The 17,904-nt window shown below is 68.9% G+C and carries 13 protein-coding genes; 5 read left to right on the top strand and 8 right to left on the bottom strand.

Annotated features, from left to right (window positions below; genetic code table 11):
• From mrdA to AC1DK4_RS37985, 4 genes are all read right to left on the bottom strand, one after another.
• Positions 1-2,093, bottom strand: a 2,093-nt coding sequence (gene mrdA, locus AC1DK4_RS37970; protein WP_477132161.1) for a penicillin-binding protein 2, incomplete at its 3' end; no start/stop codon positions are given.
• Between the two features lie 106 nt (positions 2,094-2,199).
• Positions 2,200-2,712 (bottom strand): rod shape-determining protein MreD, encoded by a 513-nt coding sequence (gene mreD / locus AC1DK4_RS37975; RefSeq protein ID WP_441621295.1) that lies wholly within the window; start codon positions 2,710-2,712, stop codon positions 2,200-2,202.
• Complete coding sequence (mreC, locus tag AC1DK4_RS37980; RefSeq protein WP_477132162.1) at positions 2,709-3,752, bottom strand: rod shape-determining protein MreC; 1,044 nt, start codon at positions 3,750-3,752, stop codon at positions 2,709-2,711. The genes mreD and mreC overlap by 4 nt, the downstream gene beginning before the upstream one ends.
• Positions 3,753-3,950: 198 nt before the next feature.
• Positions 3,951-4,994, bottom strand: coding sequence for a rod shape-determining protein (locus AC1DK4_RS37985; protein ID WP_011296266.1), 1,044 nt, complete (start codon positions 4,992-4,994; stop codon positions 3,951-3,953).
• A gap of 706 nt (positions 4,995-5,700) precedes the next feature.
• Here AC1DK4_RS37985 and gatC point away from each other — a divergent pair.
• The 5 genes from gatC to gatB all read left to right on the top strand — a co-directional run bounded on the left by gatC (position 5,701) and on the right by gatB (position 10,621).
• A complete protein-coding gene (gatC, locus tag AC1DK4_RS37990) occupies positions 5,701-6,000 on the top strand; it encodes an Asp-tRNA(Asn)/Glu-tRNA(Gln) amidotransferase subunit GatC (protein ID WP_441621299.1) in 300 nt (99 codons plus the stop codon).
• A gap of 94 nt (positions 6,001-6,094) precedes the next feature.
• Positions 6,095-7,600: an Asp-tRNA(Asn)/Glu-tRNA(Gln) amidotransferase subunit GatA gene (gene gatA / locus AC1DK4_RS37995; protein ID WP_441621301.1), complete on the top strand. Its 1,506-nt coding sequence runs from the start codon at positions 6,095-6,097 to the stop codon at positions 7,598-7,600.
• Complete coding sequence (locus AC1DK4_RS38000; RefSeq protein ID WP_441621303.1) at positions 7,597-8,061, top strand: hypothetical protein; 465 nt, start codon at positions 7,597-7,599, stop codon at positions 8,059-8,061. Before gatA ends, AC1DK4_RS38000 begins: the two co-directional genes overlap by 4 nt.
• On the top strand, positions 8,058-9,041 hold the full coding sequence (locus tag AC1DK4_RS38005; RefSeq protein ID WP_441650391.1) for a dienelactone hydrolase family protein: 984 nt from the start codon (positions 8,058-8,060) through the stop codon (positions 9,039-9,041). Before AC1DK4_RS38000 ends, AC1DK4_RS38005 begins: the two co-directional genes overlap by 4 nt.
• 119 nt (positions 9,042-9,160) lie before the next feature.
• On the top strand, positions 9,161-10,621 hold the full coding sequence (gene gatB, locus AC1DK4_RS38010) for an Asp-tRNA(Asn)/Glu-tRNA(Gln) amidotransferase subunit GatB (RefSeq protein WP_441621307.1): 1,461 nt from the start codon (positions 9,161-9,163) through the stop codon (positions 10,619-10,621).
• A gap of 1,023 nt (positions 10,622-11,644) precedes the next feature.
• Here gatB and AC1DK4_RS38015 read toward each other — a convergent pair.
• The 4 genes from AC1DK4_RS38015 to AC1DK4_RS38030 all read right to left on the bottom strand — a co-directional run.
• Complete coding sequence (locus tag AC1DK4_RS38015) at positions 11,645-12,574, bottom strand: alpha-E domain-containing protein (RefSeq protein WP_477132163.1); 930 nt, start codon at positions 12,572-12,574, stop codon at positions 11,645-11,647.
• Positions 12,575-12,646: 72 nt separating this feature from the next.
• Positions 12,647-13,570 (bottom strand): transglutaminase family protein, encoded by a 924-nt coding sequence (locus AC1DK4_RS38020; RefSeq protein WP_441650393.1) that lies wholly within the window; start codon positions 13,568-13,570, stop codon positions 12,647-12,649.
• The gene (locus AC1DK4_RS38025; protein WP_441621313.1) at positions 13,567-16,221 is read right to left on the bottom strand and encodes a circularly permuted type 2 ATP-grasp protein; all 2,655 of its coding nucleotides are present in this window, start codon (positions 16,219-16,221) and stop codon (positions 13,567-13,569) included. The genes AC1DK4_RS38020 and AC1DK4_RS38025 overlap by 4 nt, the downstream gene beginning before the upstream one ends.
• 26 nt (positions 16,222-16,247) lie before the next feature.
• Positions 16,248-17,904: transglutaminase family protein (locus AC1DK4_RS38030; RefSeq protein WP_477132164.1), on the bottom strand; the 1,657-nt coding region annotated here is incomplete at its 5' end.

The following is a 17,904-nucleotide window of genomic DNA, read 5'->3' on the forward strand; positions in this document are numbered from 1 at the left end:
GCGCCAGGGCGTGCCGCCGGCGCGCTGGCGCCGGCACCGCTGGCCGCGGCGCTGCTGGTGGCGGCGGCCTCGCTGGCGCCCATCACGGTGGCGCTGGCGATGCTGGCGGTCTGGCCGGTGGTGAACACACTGGGCGTGTCCACGGGCGGCTTGCCTCCGGCGCGCTCGGATGCCGGCGGCGCAATGTCCGCCAGCTCCTCGGGCCACTTGCCCAGCAGGTAGTAGTCCATCACCTTGCGTGCGATCGGCGCCGCCACCGCGCCGCCGAAGCCGGCGTTCTCCACGATCATCGCCAGCGCGATCTTCGGGTTGTCAGCCGGGGCGAAGGCGGTATAGAGCGCGTGGTCGCGCTTGCGTTCGTCGAGCGCGTGGTGGTTGTACTTCTCGTTCTTGCCCACGGTGAAGGTCTGTGCGGTACCGGTCTTGCCGGCCGACTCGTAGGCGGCGCCGGCAAAGGCGCGGGCAGCGGTGCCCGAGTGCGTCACGCCCACCATGGCGCGCTTGATCACGTCGATATCGGCCTGCTTGAGCGGCAGCCGGTAGCTTTCCTTGGGTACCGTGAGCTCGCGGTCGCGGCTCACGGAATCCTCCACCGCCTTGACCAGGTGGGGCTTCATCGCGGTGCCGTTGTTGACCAGGATGGACACGGCGTTGGCCAGCTGCAGGATGGTGAAGCTGTTGTAGCCCTGGCCGATGCCCAGCGAGATGGTCTCGCCGTCATACCATTTCTGTTGGTCGGCCTTGCGATAGGCGCGGCGCTTCCAGTCGGTGGACGGCAGGATGCCGCGGCTCTCGCCTTCGATATCGATGCCGGTGATCTGGCCGAAGCCCAGCGGCTTCATGAAATCGTGGATGGCATTGACGCCCATGTCGCGCGCCAGCATGTAGTAGTACGTATCGCACGACTGCACGATCGAGGCCTGCATGTCCACCCAGCCGTGGCCACCCGGCTTGTCGTCGCGGAACGTGTGATTGCCCAGCGTGAACGAGCCCGGATCGTGGAAACCCCAGGCCGCGGTGCGCTTGCCGGTGGTGAGTGCCGCCAGCGCCATGAACGGCTTGTAGGTCGAGCCCGGCGGGTAGGTGCCGCGCAGCGGGCGGTTCAGCAAGGGCTTGTCGGGCGAGCCGTTGAGCTCGTTCCAGGCGTTGCTGTCGATGCCTTCGACGAACAGGTTGGGATCGAAGGTCGGCTTGGACACGAAGGCCAGGATGTCGCCGGTGGCCGGCTCGATCGCCACCAGCGCGCCGCGCTTGTCGCCGAACAACGCCTCGGCAAGCTGCTGCAGGCGGATGTCGAGCGACAGGATCAGGTTGTTGCCGGGCGTGGCGGGCGAGGTGGACAGCGTGCGGATCGGGCGGCCGCCCGCGCTCACTTCCACTTCCTCGAAGCCGGTCAGGCCGTRCAGTTCGGTCTCGTAGCTCTGCTCGATGCCGATCTTGCCGATGTAGTTGGAGCCCTTGTAGTTGTCGGCGTCCTTGCGCGGATCGTACTTGGCGCCCTCGGCGTCGTTGGCCTCGTCCATGGCCTCGATGCGCTCCTGGTCGCGCTGCGAGATGCGGCCCAGGTAGCCGATCACGTGCGAGGCGGACTCGCCCATCGGGTACTGGCGGAACAGCCGCGCGCGCACGTCCACGCCGGGAAAGCGGAAGCGCTGGGCGGAGAAGCGCGCCACTTCCTCGTCGGTGAGCTGGCTGCGGATCGGCAGGCTCTCGAAGCTGCGCGATTCTTCCATCAGCCGCTTGAAGCGGCGGCGGTCGCGCGGCTGGATGTCGACCAGCTGGCTGAGCGACTCGATGGTGTTGTCGAGCGTGTCGGACAGCTTGGACGGCGTGATTTCCAGCGTGTAGGCCGAATAGTTGCGCGCCAGCACCACGCCGTTGCGGTCCATGATGATGCCGCGGTTGGGCTCGATCGGCGCCACCGAGATGCGGTTGTCCTCGGCCTTGGCCGAGTACTGGTCGTGCTTGTACCACTGCAGCCAGAGAAAGCGGCTGAACAGCAGGCCGAAGCAGATCACGGCGAACAGGCCCGCGGCCGCCACGCGGATGCGGAAGCGGCCGAGCTCCTGTTCGACATTGCGGATTTCGGTCATGGTACTGCGTCAGCCTTGCGGTGTGCCGCGCACCCGCAAGGGGCGCGGCGGTACTCGGTTGAGGGTCAAGCTATTGCCGGATCGCTATTGCCGGCGCGCCGGCGCGTCATATGGGCCGGGTCTCGTCCACGTCGGCGCTGCGCCGCTGCGGCGCCAGCAGCATGCTGGTGGCCAGCGGCCACAGCAGCGCCTCGATGCCCGGCGCCAGCAGCAGCTGCCAGCCCGGCAGCGGCGCGCCCATGGCCAGGCGGATCACCACCGGCACCGCGTGCGCCATGAACAGCAGCGGCAACACGTGCAGCGCCTGGGTGTAGACCGTGAACCACAGCACACGGCGGTGGATGGTGATGGCGAAGTAGGCCAGCAGGGTGTACGCCATGGCATGCTCGCCAAGCAGGCGCGCATCGTGCACATCCATCAGCAGGCCCAGCGCGAACGCCACGCCCATGCCCACCTTGCGCGGCTGGTGGATGTTCCAGAACACCAGCACCAGCGCCACCATGTCGGGAATCCACAACGTGGAGCCCCAGGGCATCAGGTTGAACAGGAAGGCCAGCACGAAGCTCAGCGCGATGAACGCCGGGTTGACCGGTCGCAGCAGGTATTGGGGATTGGTCACCGCTTGACCTCCTTGGCGGCGGGGGCGGGCTTGTCGGCGGCTTTTTCCGTGGATTTCTCGGCGGGCTTCTCGGCCGGCTTTTCCGCGGGCTTCGCCGCCGGCTTGTCGCCTCCCCGCTCGGCATCCCTGACCCCGGGCCGGCCGGCCCGGCCGCTCCTGGTTTCCTTGGCGTCGCGCGGGCCGTCGATCGCCTCGCGCGGCGGCAGCTGCGCTTCGTAGCGGATCACCAGCAGCTGGCGGTGCGAGCGCACGCCGGCCACCGGTTCGCAGTACACGCGGGAGAACGCGGTGTCGGCCTTGCGCTCGATCTGCACGATCTTGGCCACCGGCAAGCCGGGAGGGTAGGTGCCGTCCAGACCGGAAGTCACCAGCAGGTCRCCCTGCTGCAGGTCRGCCGAWGCCGCCATGAAGCGCAGGTCSAGCWGGCCGGCRCGSGMGCCGCCRAAGGCSACGCTGCGCAGSCCGTTGCGSACCACCTGCACCGGRATSGCCTGWTCCTTGTCGGTCAGCAGCGTSACTTCGGACTGGAACGGCGAGACGCGCGTGATCTGGCCGATCACGCCGCGTTCGTCGATCACCGGATAGCCGGCGCGCAGGCCGTGCTGGCTGCCGCGGTCGATCACGATGCGCTGGCTATACGGATCGCGCGCGTCGTAGAGGATCTCGGCTGCCGTCACCGGCGTGGCCGACTGCTGCTGCAGGCCAAGCAGCTTGCGCAACTGGTTGTTCTCGGACTCGAGCTGGGACTGGCGCACCGAGCCTTCGGCCTCGGTCACGGCGCGGCGCTTGAGTTCGCGGTTCTCGCTGGCCAGCGTGGCCGACGATTGCGCGTAGTCGAACGCGGTGCGCAGCGCGTCGCGCGGCACCAGCACGGTACGCTCGACCGGCATCAGCACGGTGGCGGCGACCTGGCGCACCACGCGCAAGGCATCGAAGCGCGCATCGACGATGAGCAGCACCAGCGCGATCGTCACATAGAAGACGAGGCGCGCCACGGCGGAAGTGCCCTGCTTGAAGAGCGGCGGCGGAGTGTAATCCATTTACCCGTGCGCTGGCGGAAAGGTCTCCCGGCCCCACGGACGCAACGCCGCCGCCCCGCCGGGTTGGCGGGAGTCAGGCGGGGTCGTGCGATACCCTGGGCCGGGCCGGGTCGGGGAAGCGGCGCGACGCGGCGAGGCCCCGACCAGGTGATCCGGCAGGCCGTGTCGCGCCACGAGCGATATCCTCTCGCTGACTCGTTATTCGTAGGAGAAGATGCTGCCGAGCTTGTCCATGCGCTCGAGCGCCATGCCGGAGCCGCGCACCACGCAGGTCAGCGGGTCTTCGGCCACCAGCACCGGCAGGCCGGTTTCCTCGGCCAGCAGGCGGTCCAGGTCGCGCAGCAGCGCGCCGCCCCCGGTCAGCATCATGCCGCGCTCGGCGATGTCCGCGCCCAGTTCCGGCGGGGTCTGCTCCAGCGCGATCTTCACGGCCGAGACGATCTGGTTGAGCGGATCGGTCAGCGCTTCGAGGATTTCGTTGGACGACACCGTGAAGGCACGCGGGATGCCTTCGGACAGGTTGCGGCCCTTGACTTCCATCTCGCGGACTTCGGAGCCCGGGAAAGCCGAGCCGATTTCCTTCTTGATGGCCTCGGCGGTCTGCTCGCCGATCAGCATGCCGTAGTTGCGGCGGATGTAGTTGACGATGGCTTCGTCGAACTTGTCGCCGCCCACGCGCACCGAGCCCTTGTAGACCATGCCGCCCAGCGAGATGATGCCCACCTCGGTGGTGCCGCCACCGATATCGACCACCATCGAGCCCGACGGCTCCGACACCGGCAGGCCCGCGCCGATCGCGGCCGACATCGGCTCCTCGATCAGGTACACCTGGCTGGCGCCGGCGCCCAGCGCCGATTCGCGGATGGCGCGGCGCTCGACCTGGGTCGAGCCGCACGGCACGCAGATGATGATGCGCGGCGACGGGCGCAGCAGCTTGGAGTCGTGCACCATCTTGATGAACTGCTTGAGCATCTGCTCGGTCACGGTGAAGTCGGCGATCACGCCGTCCTTCATCGGGCGGATCGCCTCGATATTGCCCGGCACCTTGCCCAGCATCTGCTTGGCTTCCTTGCCCACCGCCTGGATCGTCTTCTTGGCGTTGGGTCCGCCTTCCTGGCGGATCGCCACCACCGAGGGCTCGTCCAGGACGATGCCCTTGTCGCGCATATAGATCAGGGTGTTGGCCGTGCCGAGGTCGATCGCGAGATCGTTGGAGAAATAGCTGCGGAGAAATCCGAACATCAGGAATCCTGTTTTCTGGTGGTTCGCGAGGTATGCGAAGCGGCCGGCGCCGCTATCGGGCCAGCCACGAAATTCGTTGCGACGGGTGGTATTCAAGGCCCCCCACCGTTCGGCGAGCCCGGCGCCGCGCCGGCGCCGCGTCATCCGGAGATGCGCGGCAGCCGGGACGGGGCCGCCAGCCGAGGCCCGCCCGCCGGGGGCGGGAACAGCCTCTACGGGAACCTTTGATTAGACCACGCCTAAAAGTTCGGTGGAACCGCGCGGCAATTACAAAAAATTGCCGGCCGGGGCGGCCTAATCAGAGGGCCCTTGCCTGCCTTCCTGGTTGCCCTCGGCCCGGCGTCCGCCGCCGGCTTGCCGCGACAAGGGCGGCCTGGAGGGCGGTACGGGGGCGACGGTGCACTGCGTGTGCGCCGCGGGTTCCACCGGAAAGCTCCAGCGGGCGCGGATTTGCACCAATGTGACGAAGGCGCTGCCAGGGAATGGCAACGCGCAATGATACCTTATAATTCCCCCTGTTTCGGGGGCTTCTTCCTCGAAAAAACGTGTAACTTTGACGATTCCGGGGCGCTCCCGGCAGCACTCGCCCCGCCCGCCCCGGCGGCGCGCGCCTTGCCTCTCGCTACCGCGCCCGCTTCCGGATTCGCCTCCCGCCATCACGCCGATACAACACCGATTTCGCATCGACCACGCACCGACCCAAGCCATGGCTCTCGACCTATCCGACGTCAAGCGCATCGCCCACCTTGCCCGCATCGAGATCAACGATGACGAGGCAGGGCATACCCTTGTGCAGCTCAATCAATTCTTCTCCCTGGTCGAACAGATGCAGGCGGTCGACACCACCGGCGTGGAACCGCTGGCCCACCCGCTGTCCACCGTGCGCGAGATGTCGCAGCGCCTGCGCGACGACGCCGTGACCGAAACCGACCGCCGCGACGACTACCAGCGCCCCGCGCCGGCCACCGAAGGCGGCCTGTACCTGGTGCCCAAGGTCATCGAGTAAAGGTCAGCGCCTCACGGCCCCCGAACCCGGCGGCTCCCGCCGCGCCGGCTTGCCGCGCGCCGGCCGCCCCTCCTGCCAAGCCATACCGACCGACATGTCCTTTTCCGCAACTTCAGTGACCTCCCTGCGCCAGCTCGCCGACGCGCTGGCGGCGCGCACCGTTTCCGCCGAGGAACTGGCGCGCGACTACCTTGGCCGCATCGAGCAGGCCACCGCGCTCAACGCCTTCGTCGACGTCAACCCCGAGCTGACCCTGGCGCAGGCGCGCGCCGCCGACGAACGCCGCGCGCGCGGCGAAGCCGGCCTGCTGACCGGCGTGCCGATCGCCCACAAAGACGTGTTCGTCACGCGTGGCTGGCGCGCCACAGCCGGCTCGCGCATGCTGGCCGGCTATGAAAGCCCGTTCGACGCCACCGTGGTCGAGCGCCTGGGCGCCGCCGGCATGGTCACGCTGGGCAAGACCAATATGGACGAGTTCGCGATGGGCTCGTCCAACGAGAACTCGCACTTCGGCGCGGTCAAGAACCCGTGGGACCCTGCGCGCGTGCCGGGCGGCTCCTCGGGCGGCTCGGCGGCCGCCGTGGCCGCGGGCCTGGCGCCGGCCGCCACCGGCACCGACACCGGCGGCTCGATCCGCCAGCCGGCCTCGTTCTCCGGCATCACCGGCATCAAGCCCACCTACGGCCGCGTGTCGCGCTACGGCATGATCGCCTTCGCCTCCTCGCTGGACCAGGGCGGCCCGATGGCGCACACCGCCGAAGACTGCGCGCTGCTGCTGGGCGCCATGGCCGGCTTCGACGAGCGCGACTCGACCAGCCTCGCGCCCGCGCAGGGCGGCGTGGACGAAGACTTCACCCGCCTGCTCGGCCAGCCGCGCGCCGGCGCCAGTGCCGCCAAGCCCTTGTCGGGCCTGCGCATCGGCCTGCCCACGGAATACTTCGGCAAGGGCCTGTCGGCCGACGTCGAGCAGGCCGTGCGCGCCGCGCTGGCCGAGTACGAGAAGCTCGGCGCCACGCTGGTCGAGGTCTCGCTGCCCAAGACCGAGCTGTCGATCCCGGTGTACTACATCATCGCGCCGGCCGAGGCCTCGTCCAACCTGTCGCGCTTCGACGGCGTGCGCTACGGCCACCGCGCCGCCGAGTACCGCGACCTGATGGACATGTACAAGAAGAGCCGCGCCGAAGGCTTCGGCCCCGAGGTCAAGCGCCGCATCATGGTGGGCGCCTACGTGCTGTCGCACGGCTATTACGACGCGTACTACCTGCAGGCGCAGAAGATCCGCCGCATCATCTCCGAGGACTTCCAGCGCGCCTTCGCCCAGTGCGACGTGATCATGGGCCCGGTGGCGCCCACGGTGGCGTGGAAGCTTGGCGAGAAGAGCGCCGACCCGGTGCAGATGTACCTGGCCGACATCTTCACGCTGTCGACCAGCCTGGCCGGCCTGCCCGGCATGAGCGTGCCCTGCGGCCTGGGAGAAGGCGGCATGCCGGTCGGCCTGCAGCTAATCGGCAACTACTTCGGCGAAGCCGAGCTGCTGCAGACCGCGCACGCGTTCCAGCAAGCCACGGACTGGCATCTGCGCCGGCCCGCGCAGGCATGACGGCGCGGCGCTGGCTGGTTCGCATCGCGGGCGGCATCGCGCTGGCCGCGGGGCTGGCCGCCTGCATTCCGCTGCCGCGCTTCGGCCAGCCCACGCCGATCGCCAGCCGCGACATCGACCTGGCCGGCGACTGCCGCCGTACCGAGGAGGACGGCTTCCGCGAGGACGCGCAGCTGCGCGTGGCCGACAACACGGTGCAGCAGCTGTCGTGGAAACTGTGGGTGGGCAAGCGCGGCTCGTGCAGCTTCAACCTGGCCGAGTTCCGCCAGACCCAGAAGAAGCCGCATATCGAGCTGCGCGCCAACGACGGCAGCGCCTGCAAGCTGATGGTCTGGCAGGACCCGCGCCGTGTCACGCTGGCGCACGCCAACTGCCAGCAGCGCTGCTCGCCGGGCATCTATGAAGAGGCCTGGCCGGTGATGTTCGAACCTGGCACCGGCGGCTGCGCCCAGATCCGATGAAACTCACCCGGGCCTTGCCCCTGCTCCTCTTCCCCCTTCGCGCCCTGCGCGCCGCGGCCTTGTGCCTCGGCGCCGGCGCCGCGCTGCTGGCAAGCCCCGCCATGCACGCGCAGGCCTCGGTGCCGGCCGCCGCCGCGGAGTCCGCCATGCCGGCGGCGCAGGCGGTGCGTTTCCCGGGAACGGACGAAGGCAAGCCGCTCGACGCCTACTGGTTCGTGCCGCAACACGGCGCCACCGCGCCCGCGCAGGCCATGCCGGTAGTGGTTGCGCTGCACGGCTGCGCCGGGCTTTACCAGCGCGGCGGCACCGACGCAGCGGCGCTGCAGGCGCGCTACCGCGACTACGTGCGGTGGCTCACCGCGCGCGGCTACGCAGTGCTGCTGCCCGACAGCTTCGCCCCGCGCGGCAAGCCGCAGGGCATCTGCACCGAGCCCATGGCCACGCGCGACATCGACGACACCGTGCGGCGCGGCGACGTGCTGGCCGCGCTGCAGTGGCTGGCGCGGCAGCCCGGCGTGGACACCGGCCGCATCGTGCTGCTGGGCTGGTCCAACGGCGCGCAGGCCGTGCTCAGCGCCATCGACGCCAGCCGCGACTGGCCCGCCGGCGCACCGTCCATCGAACGCGCCGTGGCCTTCTACCCGGGCTGCAAGAGCGCCGTGCAGCGCCATGGCTTCCGCCTGCGCGCGCCCTTGCTGCTGATGACCGGCGGCGCCGACGACTGGACCCCCGCCACGCGCTGCGCCATGCTGCGCGAAGCCGTGGCGGCGCGCCAGCCCGAGGCGCGCTTCCGCCTGGAGATCTACCCTGGCGCCTACCACGGTTTCGACGCCTTCGAAGGCGCGGGCGAGCTGCGGGTGCGGCGCGACGTGCCCAACGGCACGCATCCGGGCCGGGGCGTGACGGTGGGCGCCGACCCGGTCGCGCGCGACGCGGCGCTGGCGCAGCTGGATTCATGGCTGGCCAGCCCGAATCCCTGAGCGTAGCGGCACGGGGCACGCGGCGTGCAGGAACACGAAAGCAGCAAAGCACGAACGACGAACAACGAACGACGCAGTACAAGTAGCAACACATACCGCACACGAACAGGAATACCGCCATGCAATGGGAAGTGGTGATCGGCCTCGAGACGCACACGCAACTGTCGACGGCCTCCAAGATTTTCTCCGGCACCTCCACCGCCTTCGGCGCGGCGCCGAACACGCAAGCCTCGCCGGTCGACCTGGCGCTGCCCGGCGTGCTGCCGGTGCTCAACCGCGGCGCGGTCGAGCGCGCCATCGAGTTCGGCCTGGCGATCGGCGCCACCATCGCGCCGCGCAGCGTCTTCGCGCGCAAGAATTACTTCTACCCTGACCTGCCCAAGGGCTACCAGATCAGCCAGTACGAGCTCCCGGTAGTGCAAGGCGGCAGCATCAGCATCCAGGTCGAGGGCAAGAAGGGCGAGACCTACGAGAAGACCGTGCAGCTCACGCGCGCCCACCTCGAGGAAGACGCCGGCAAATCGCTGCACGAAGACTTCGCCGGCATGACCGGCATCGACCTGAACCGCGCCGGCACCCCGCTGCTGGAAATCGTCACCGAGCCCGACATGCGCAGCGCGGCCGAGGCCGTGGCCTACGCCAAGGCCCTGCACGCGCTGGTGGTATGGCTGGGCATCTGCGACGGCAACATGCAGGAAGGCAGCTTCCGCTGCGACGCCAACGTATCGGTGCGCCCGTACGGCAACCCCAAGCTGGGCACGCGCCGTGAGATCAAGAACCTCAACTCGTTCCGCTTCCTGCAGCAGGCCATCGAGTACGAAGTGCAGTGGCAGATCGCCGAGATCGAGGACGGCCGCGAGATCCAGCAGGCCACCGTGCTGTTCGATCCGGATACCGGCGAGACGCGCGCCATGCGCACCAAGGAAGACGCGCACGACTATCGTTACTTCCCCGACCCCGACCTGCTGCCGCTCGAGATCGACGCCGCCTGGATCGAACGCGTGAAGGCCGCGCTGCCGGAACTGCCCGCGGCCATGCAGGCGCGCCTGGTATCGCAGTACGGCCTGTCCGCCTACGATGCCAGCGTGCTGACCGCTTCCAAGCCGCTTGCCGGCTACTTCGAAGCCGTGGTTGCCGAAGCCGGCGCGGCCAACGCCAAGCCCGCCGCCAACTGGCTGATGGGCGACGTGTCCTCCCTGCTCAATCGCGAAGGCATCGCGCTCGACGCCGCCCCGGTCAAGCCCGCCCAGCTGGCGAAGCTGCTGGTGCGCATCGCCGACGGCACGGTGTCCAACAACACCGCCAAGAAGGACGTGTTCCCGGCCATGTGGGCAGGCGAGCAAGGCGGCGACGCCGACGCCATCATCGCTGCCAAGGGCCTCAAGCAGATGTCCGACTCGGGCGAACTGGAGAAGATCATCGACGACGTGCTGGCCGCCAACGCCAAGTCGGTGGAGGAATTCCGCGCCGGCAAGGAGAAGGCGTTCAATGCCCTGGTCGGGCAGGCCATGAAGGCCACCAAGGGGAAGGGGAACCCGGCGCAGGTGAATGAGTTGTTGAGGAAGAAGTTGGGGGCATGAGGATTGGCCTTCTTGCCCGGGTTGCTGTGGGCCTGGCGGCCCGGGCCTTTTGGGTCCTTCAGGTGCATGCAAGTGCGCCTGTCTCTGTGGGCCTGGCGGCCCGGGCTTTGGTTGGTTTATTTTGGCGTCTTTGGTGGAGTCTGCTTGTCTCTGTGGGCCTGGCGGCTTGGGCTTTGGTTGGTTTATTTTGGCGTATTTGGTGGAGTCTGCTTGTCTCTGTGGGCCTGGCGGCCCGGGCTTGATAGCCCGTTCGCACACATGTAAGTGTCACTTTTCTTTTCTCGAAAAGAAAAGTAACCAAAAGAAAGCGATTCTTGCAGAAGGCTGGGCGCTCAGACTTCAAGTCTGACGCTGGTTTCGTGGTGGGTCTCGTGGCTTCGGCTCGACTGCTGACGCTACCGGCTTGCTCGCCTGCGGCGTCGCGGGCGGTGTCCGATTCGTGGCGGCGCTGCATGATGGCGGCGGCCCAGGTGGTTCAGGCTGCTGCCGCGACCGGGGTGGATGGGCGCGTCATGGGAACGGCACTGGTTTCGTGGTGGGCGCGGTGGACCGGGGCGCGGGTGTAGTTGGTTCCCTTTTCAAGCCGGGGCCACCACGCCCACCACGAAACCATGAGAGTGCTACGTCGTGGTGGCCAGCGCCGGTGACGGCAGATGGCCGAACAAGCAGTGTGCTCGCCATCATAGGCCTGACCCCGAAACCACCACCTCCAGCAGGATTGTGGCCGCCAGCACCGGTAACGGCAGGATGCCAGTAGAACCACAAACCCCACGACGAAACCAGCAATACCAGAAATCCCAACGTTTCTGCCCCTGCCGGCCAGGCAGTCCGCTTTCTTTGCCTACTTTCTTTTCGGAAAAAAGAAAGTAGGTCGCTCCGGGGGAGCGAAAGCCTTTGACTTTGATGTTGATTTTGAGCTTTTAAAGAATTTGACCTTGAAGTTAAATCCTTTGACTTTGATGTTGATTTTAAGCTTTTAAATAATTTGACTTTGATGTCGAAACACACCCCCCGCAGCCCCCCTCACCCCCGCATCAAAAAACTATGACTCACCCCACTCCCCACCTCATGCACCCTCCGCAAGAAATCCCCCAACCACCCATGAATCCCGACAGAAAAAATATCCTCGATCCGGGCAAACTTAAGCTCCGCATGCAGCTTGCCCGCACGCCTCTCAGTCTCCGCTGAAGCCACATTGCGCACCTGCGCCAGCAAGGACACCACCTCCCGCAGGCTGGCCGCCAGCGAGYGCGGCATGTCGGGATGCACGATCAGCAGTTCGGCCACGCGTTCCGGCGTGACCGCCGAGCGATAGACCTTGCGGTACATCTCGAACCCCGAGACCGAGCGCAGCACCGCGGCCCACTGGTAGAAGTCGCCCTGCTGGCTACCCGGGTCGGTGGCCTGGAACTTGACGTCGAGCAGCCGCGCGGTGTTGTCGGCGCGCTCGAGGAAGGTACCCAGGCGCATGAAGCAATAGGCTTCGTCCTTGAGCATGGTGCCGGCTTCGACGCCGCGCGTGAGGTGGGAGCGGAATTTGACCCATTCGAAGAACTGCGCGGGATCGTGCCGCAGGATGCCGTCGGCGACCATCTGCTGGACATCGAGCCAGGTGGTGTTGATGGTTTCCCACAACGGCGTGGTCAGGGCGCCGCGCACGGCGCGGGCATTCTCGCGCGCGGCGCGCAGGCAGGACATGATCGAGGCCGGGTGGCTGAGGTCGCGCACCATGAAGTCGAGCACTTCCTCGTGCACCACCGCGCCGTGATGCTCGGCAAAGACCGGCGTGAGCTCGGTCGCGTCGAGCATGGCCAGCCAGCCCTGCCGGGCCTCGTCGCGCGACTGCGGCAGCAGCGCGGTCTGGTGGTTGACGTCGAGCATGCGCGCGGTGTTCTCGGCACGCTCGGTGTAGCGGGCCATCCAGAACAGGTGGTCGGCGGTGCGGCTCAGCATATTGACTCCCCTTTTTTCGGCAACCCCTGCACAACACAGGCAATTGGCTTGCCAGCCGCGTCGGGGCGCTGCCTATTCCACCTGCAGCACGCTGACCTCCACGTCCACGCCATGCGCGCCGCCGCCCACGATGACGCCGCGCAGCAACGAGACATCGCTATAGTCGCGCCCGAACGCCAGCGTCACATGGCCGGTGTCGGCCAGCACGTCGTTGGTGGGATCGAGGTCGACCCAGCCGGTCAGCGGGCAATACACCGACAGCCAGGCGTGCGAGGCATCCGCGCCGATCAGCCGCGGCTGGCCCGGCGGCGGCTCCGTGCGCAGGTAGCCGCTGACATAGCGCGCGGCCAGGCCGAGCGAGCGCAGGCAGCCGATCATGACCTGCGCGAAATCCTGGCAAACCCCGCTGCGCAGCGCGAAGGCCTGCAGCGCCGGGGTGGCCACCTCGGTGACCTCGGGCTCGTACTCGAAGTCGGCGTGGATGCGGTGCATCAGGTCGATGGCGCCGGCCACCACCGGCACGCCGGGCGCGAAGCTGGCCAGCGCATAAGCCTTCAGGTCCGGATGCAGGGCCACGTTGGGCGAGGCGAAACAGAACTCGCTCTCGGGCCGGAAGGCCTGCCCGGCGCGAAAGCGCAGCGCGGCGACGGCGTCTTCCCACGGCATGCTGGCGGCCGGATCGAGCGCGTCCCAGCGCGGCAGCACGCGCACCGTGCTCTCGCAGCAGAGCTGCATGAAGTCGTGCGGCACGTCGATGGTGAAGTACAGCACATGGTTGCCGAAGGCGTCCGTGCCGGCATGCTGGTGCGAAGGCTCGGGCTCGACCTGCGTGCTGTGCGACAGCACCGTTTGCCACGGGCACGTCACCGGGTACACCACGGCGCGTTGCTGGGCATTCTCCACCGGCGCGGAATACTCATAGGTGGTCTTGTGATGCACTGTGAGCGCGGCGGGGGCGGGCACCGCGGCCGCCGGATCGTTGGCCGGCACGCTCATGGCCGCACCCGCACGCCGGCCATGCCGGCGTGGCTGAAGTAGCGCGCGCTGATCTCGTCGGAGAGCTGCCCCACCAGGCTGCTCAACTGGTCGCACGCCTGCACCAGATTGGTGTATTGCCCGCTTTCGTCGCGCCGGCATAGTGCATCCCAGCCGGGCAGTGCCTCCACCGCGGGCAGCCATTGCGGCAGTGGCGTGCGTCCGGTGCCCGCCGGGCTGGCCGGCGGCGTGAGCTGGCCAAGCTTGACGCGCAGCCGCGCCAGCACGCCGTAGAGCCCGCGCGGGTTGGTGGGTTCGATCACAACCTGCTCGACCAGCGCCGGCACGTCGGTGCGCCCGGGGTAGAGCGCGCGGAAGGTGAGCGTGCTGTCGAACAGGTGCAGCAGCAGGTCGAAGCCACTTCGGTGCAGCAGCGCGCCGTGCCGGGTGAACACTTCCAGGAAGGTCGACAGCGTCGACACGCGTTCGATATGCCGGCCGATGAACAGCAGGCGCCACGCCTCGTCGCGCATCATGCGGTCGCCCTGGGCGCCGCTGATGGCGGCCAGCTGCATGCCGAGATGGTCGAGCGCGGCCAGCACGCGCGGGCGGTCGTAGTAGCCGCAGTCGCCGCTGCCGGACGCGCCGGTGCAGGCGGCCGCCATGGCGTCGCCGAAATCGTTGCGGGCGGCCAGGATCATGCGCCAGTGGTCGTTGGACAGGCGGTTGCGGATCTCGGTGGCGGCGAGCACATGGCTGGCCAGGTTCTGGCCCACGCTGGTCCAGCCGGCGCTTTCGGCCAGCGCCGCCACCAGGCTGCGCTCGAACACGCGCAGCGATGCGCGCGGCTGCGGCGCGCCGGTCGGCAGCAGGCCGCAGGCGACCACCAGCTCGCCGATGACGTCGAGCACGCTGTCGTCGCGCTCGTCGCTGCTTTCGATCGAGCCCAGCACGAGCCGGCACAGGCGCACGTTGTTTTCGGCGCGCTCGGCGTAGCGGCCTGCCCAGAACAGGTTCTCGGCGGCGCGGCTCGACACCGCCAGCGGCTTGGCCGCGCGGCCGGGATGCGCGGCGCCGAGCATGGGCGTGGCCGGCACCGGCGCGGGCTGCGCCGGCTGGCTCGACAGCACCCAGGTGTCCACGCTGGAACCGCCGAGCTGCATCGACACCCCCGGCTGGCCCTCGCCCGCCAGCCGCGTGAAGCCGCCCGGCATCACCTGCCAGCCGCCGCGCCCGTCGGCGATCGCGAAGACCCGCAGCATGGCCGCGCGCGAGCCGATGTGCGGCCCCTCCCAGCGCGGCGCGTGCGACAGCGGCAGGTCGGCCTGGATGGTAAAGAGATCGGGCACCTGTTCGATGCGCTCGCGCCAGTCTGCCAGCCGCTGCAGGCCCAGCTCCATGCCCAGGCGCGGGCCTTCCCACGGCTGCGCCAGCCCGCGCGGGTAGGTCGGCATCAGGAACGCTTCGCTGAACTGCGCCAGCGCCTGCGCGCGCGCCGAGGCCTCGCCGCACCACCAGCTCGGCACGCTGGGCAGCAGCAGCGGCTCGCCCAGCAGCTCGCGCGCGATGCCCGGCAGGAAGCCGTGGATGGCCGGCGTTTCCATGAAGCCGGAACCCGGTGCGTTGGASACCAGCACGTTGCCCGCGCGCATCGCCTGCAGCAGCCCGGGCACGCCAAGCGTGGAATCCTGGCGCAACTCCACGGGATCGCAATAGGCATCGTCGAGCCGGCGCAGGATCACGTCCACGCGCTCCAGCCCGGCCAGCGTCTTCAGGTAGACCACCTCGTTGCGCACCGTCAGGTCCTTGCCCTCGACCAGCGTGATGCCGAGGTAACGCGCCAGGAAAGTGTGCTCGAAGTAGGTCTCGTTGTACGGGCCGGGGGTCAGCAGCACCACGTGCTTGCCGGCCGCGGCCGCCGCGCCCGCGGCGCCGGCCGCGGTCAGCTGCGTGACCGCGCCGGCCGTGCGGATGGCGGGCAGCTGCGCCAGCGTGGCCACCAGCTGCGCGAAGGCGGCGGGCAGGCGGCGCACGCGCAGTTCGCGGAAGGCATCGGTGAACAGGCTGGAGATGATGAGCCGGTTCTCCAGCGCGTAGCCCATGCCGGACGGGGTTTCCGTGCGGTGCGCCATCACCGTCCAGCCGCCCTCCGCGGTGTGCGCCAGGTCCACCGCGACGATATGCAGGAAATTGCCGTCCGGCGGCTGGTAGCCCTTGAGGGGGCGCAGGTAGCCGGGATGGCCGAAGACCAGCCCGGCCGGCAGCAAGCCCTTGGCCAGCAGGGTCTGCGGCCCGTAGATGTCGGCCACCATGGCGTTGGCCAGGCTGGCGCGCTGGATCACGCCGCGCTCGATCACCTGCCAGTCTTCCTCGGCTACCAGGAAGGGCAGCAGGTCCAGCGCCCAGGCGCGCGCGGCGCCGTTGTCGGCGTAGACGTTGTAGGTCACGCCGTTGTCGCGGATCTGGCGCGCCATGGCGGCGGCCTGCTGGCCGAGCGCGCCGATGCCGTCCTCGCCCAGCACCTGGAAGAAGCCTGCCCACGGCTCGCGCAGGCCGCCCGAGCACGCGCCGAGCTCGTCCAGGTGTCCCGCGGGCACCGCGCGCGCGCGGCGCATCGCCGCCTCGGCGGCGGGAGCGGATTCGTCGAAGGGCAGGGAGGGCTGCAAGGGCACGGGGCGAAGCTCGGCGGCGGGGCGGATCAGCGTTGCCGCAGGTCCAGCGTGAACGGAAACTCGAGGCTGCGCGCAGGCTCCTCGATGCGCATCACGCCCGGGGTGTGGCCGAGCGTGAAGAAGCGCGCCAGGCGCCGGCTTTCGGCCTCGTAGGCATTGACCGGGAAGGTCTCGTAGTTGCGCCCGCCCGGATGCGAAACATGATACCGGCATCCGCCGATGCTGCGCGCCATCCAGCTGTCGACTACGTCGAATGTCAACGGAGCGTGCACGCCGATGGTGGGGTGCAGCGCAGACTGGGGCGCCCAGGCGCGGTAGCGCACCCCGGCCACGAATTCGCCGGCCCGCCCGGTGGGCTGCAACGGCACCGCGCGGCCGTTCACCGTCACCACGTGGCGGCTCTCGTTCATGCCCAGCACGCGCACCTCGATGCGCTCCAGCGACGAATCCACGTAGCGCACCGTGCCGCCGGCGCTGCCCTCCTCGCCCATCACGTGCCAGGGCTCGAGCGCGCTGCGCAAGGTCAGCGCCAGGCCGCCGGCGGCCAGCTCGCCCACGCGCGGGAAGCGGAACTCGAAATGCGGGGCGAACCAGGCATTGTCGAAGGCGAAGCCGGCCTCGCGCATCTCGCTGAGCACATCGTCGAAATCCATCTGCACGAAGGTGCCGAGCAGGAAGCGGTCGTGCAGCTCGGTGCCCCAGCGCGTCAGGCGCGTGCGATACGGCTGGCGCCAGAAGCGCGCCACCAGCGCGCGCAGCAACAGTTGCTGCACCAGGCTCATGCGCGCATGCGGCGGCATCTCGAAGGCGCGCAGCTCCAGCAGGCCGAGGCGCCCGGTGGGGCCGTCGGGCGAGTAGAGCTTGTCGATGCAGAACTCGCTGCGGTGCGTGTTGCCGGTGACGTCGATCAGGATGTTGCGCAGCGTGCGGTCCACCAGCCACGGCGGCATGTAGCCGCCGCCCTGCGCGCCGCCCAGCCGGTCGAGCTGGTGCTGCAGCTCGGCAAAGGCGACCTCCAGTTCGTAGAGCTGGTCGTTGCGCGCCTCGTCCACGCGCGGCGCCTGGCTGGTGGGGCCGATGAACATGCCCGAGAACAGGTAGGACAGCGAGGGATGGTTGTGCCAGTACGCGATCAGGCTGGCCAGCACGTCCGGGCGGCGCAGGAAGGGACTGTCGGCCGGCGTGGCGCCGCCCAGCACAAAGTGGTTGCCGCCGCCGGTGCCGGCATGGCGGCCGTCCACCATGAACTTCTCGCTGCTCAGATAGGTCTCGTGTGCCGCCTGGTAGAGGTATTCGGTGTGGTCGACCAGTTCGTCCCAGTCGGCGGCGGGATGGATGTTGACCTCGATCACGCCGGGATCGGGCGTGACCTGCAGCAGCTTCAGGCGCACGTCGCGCGGCGGCGGATAGCCTTCGAGCACGATCTTCACGCCCAGCGCCGCGGCGGTGGCCTCCACCGCCGCCAGCAGTTCCAGGTAATCCTCCAGCACGGTCAGCGGCGGCATGAAGACGTAGATCATGCCGCGCTTGTCGCCGGCAGCCGAGAGCTCGGCCTTGGGGCCGGCCGCGCGGCTGGGATGGCGCACTTCCACGCACAGCGCGGTGCGCGTGATCCAGCCCGCGGACTCGCCGTGTGCCGGCACGCGGGCGAGATCCGCCGCCGCGCTGGCGGCGGCGCCGCCG

This window comes from Cupriavidus sp. 05N38, from assembly GCF_056397345.1.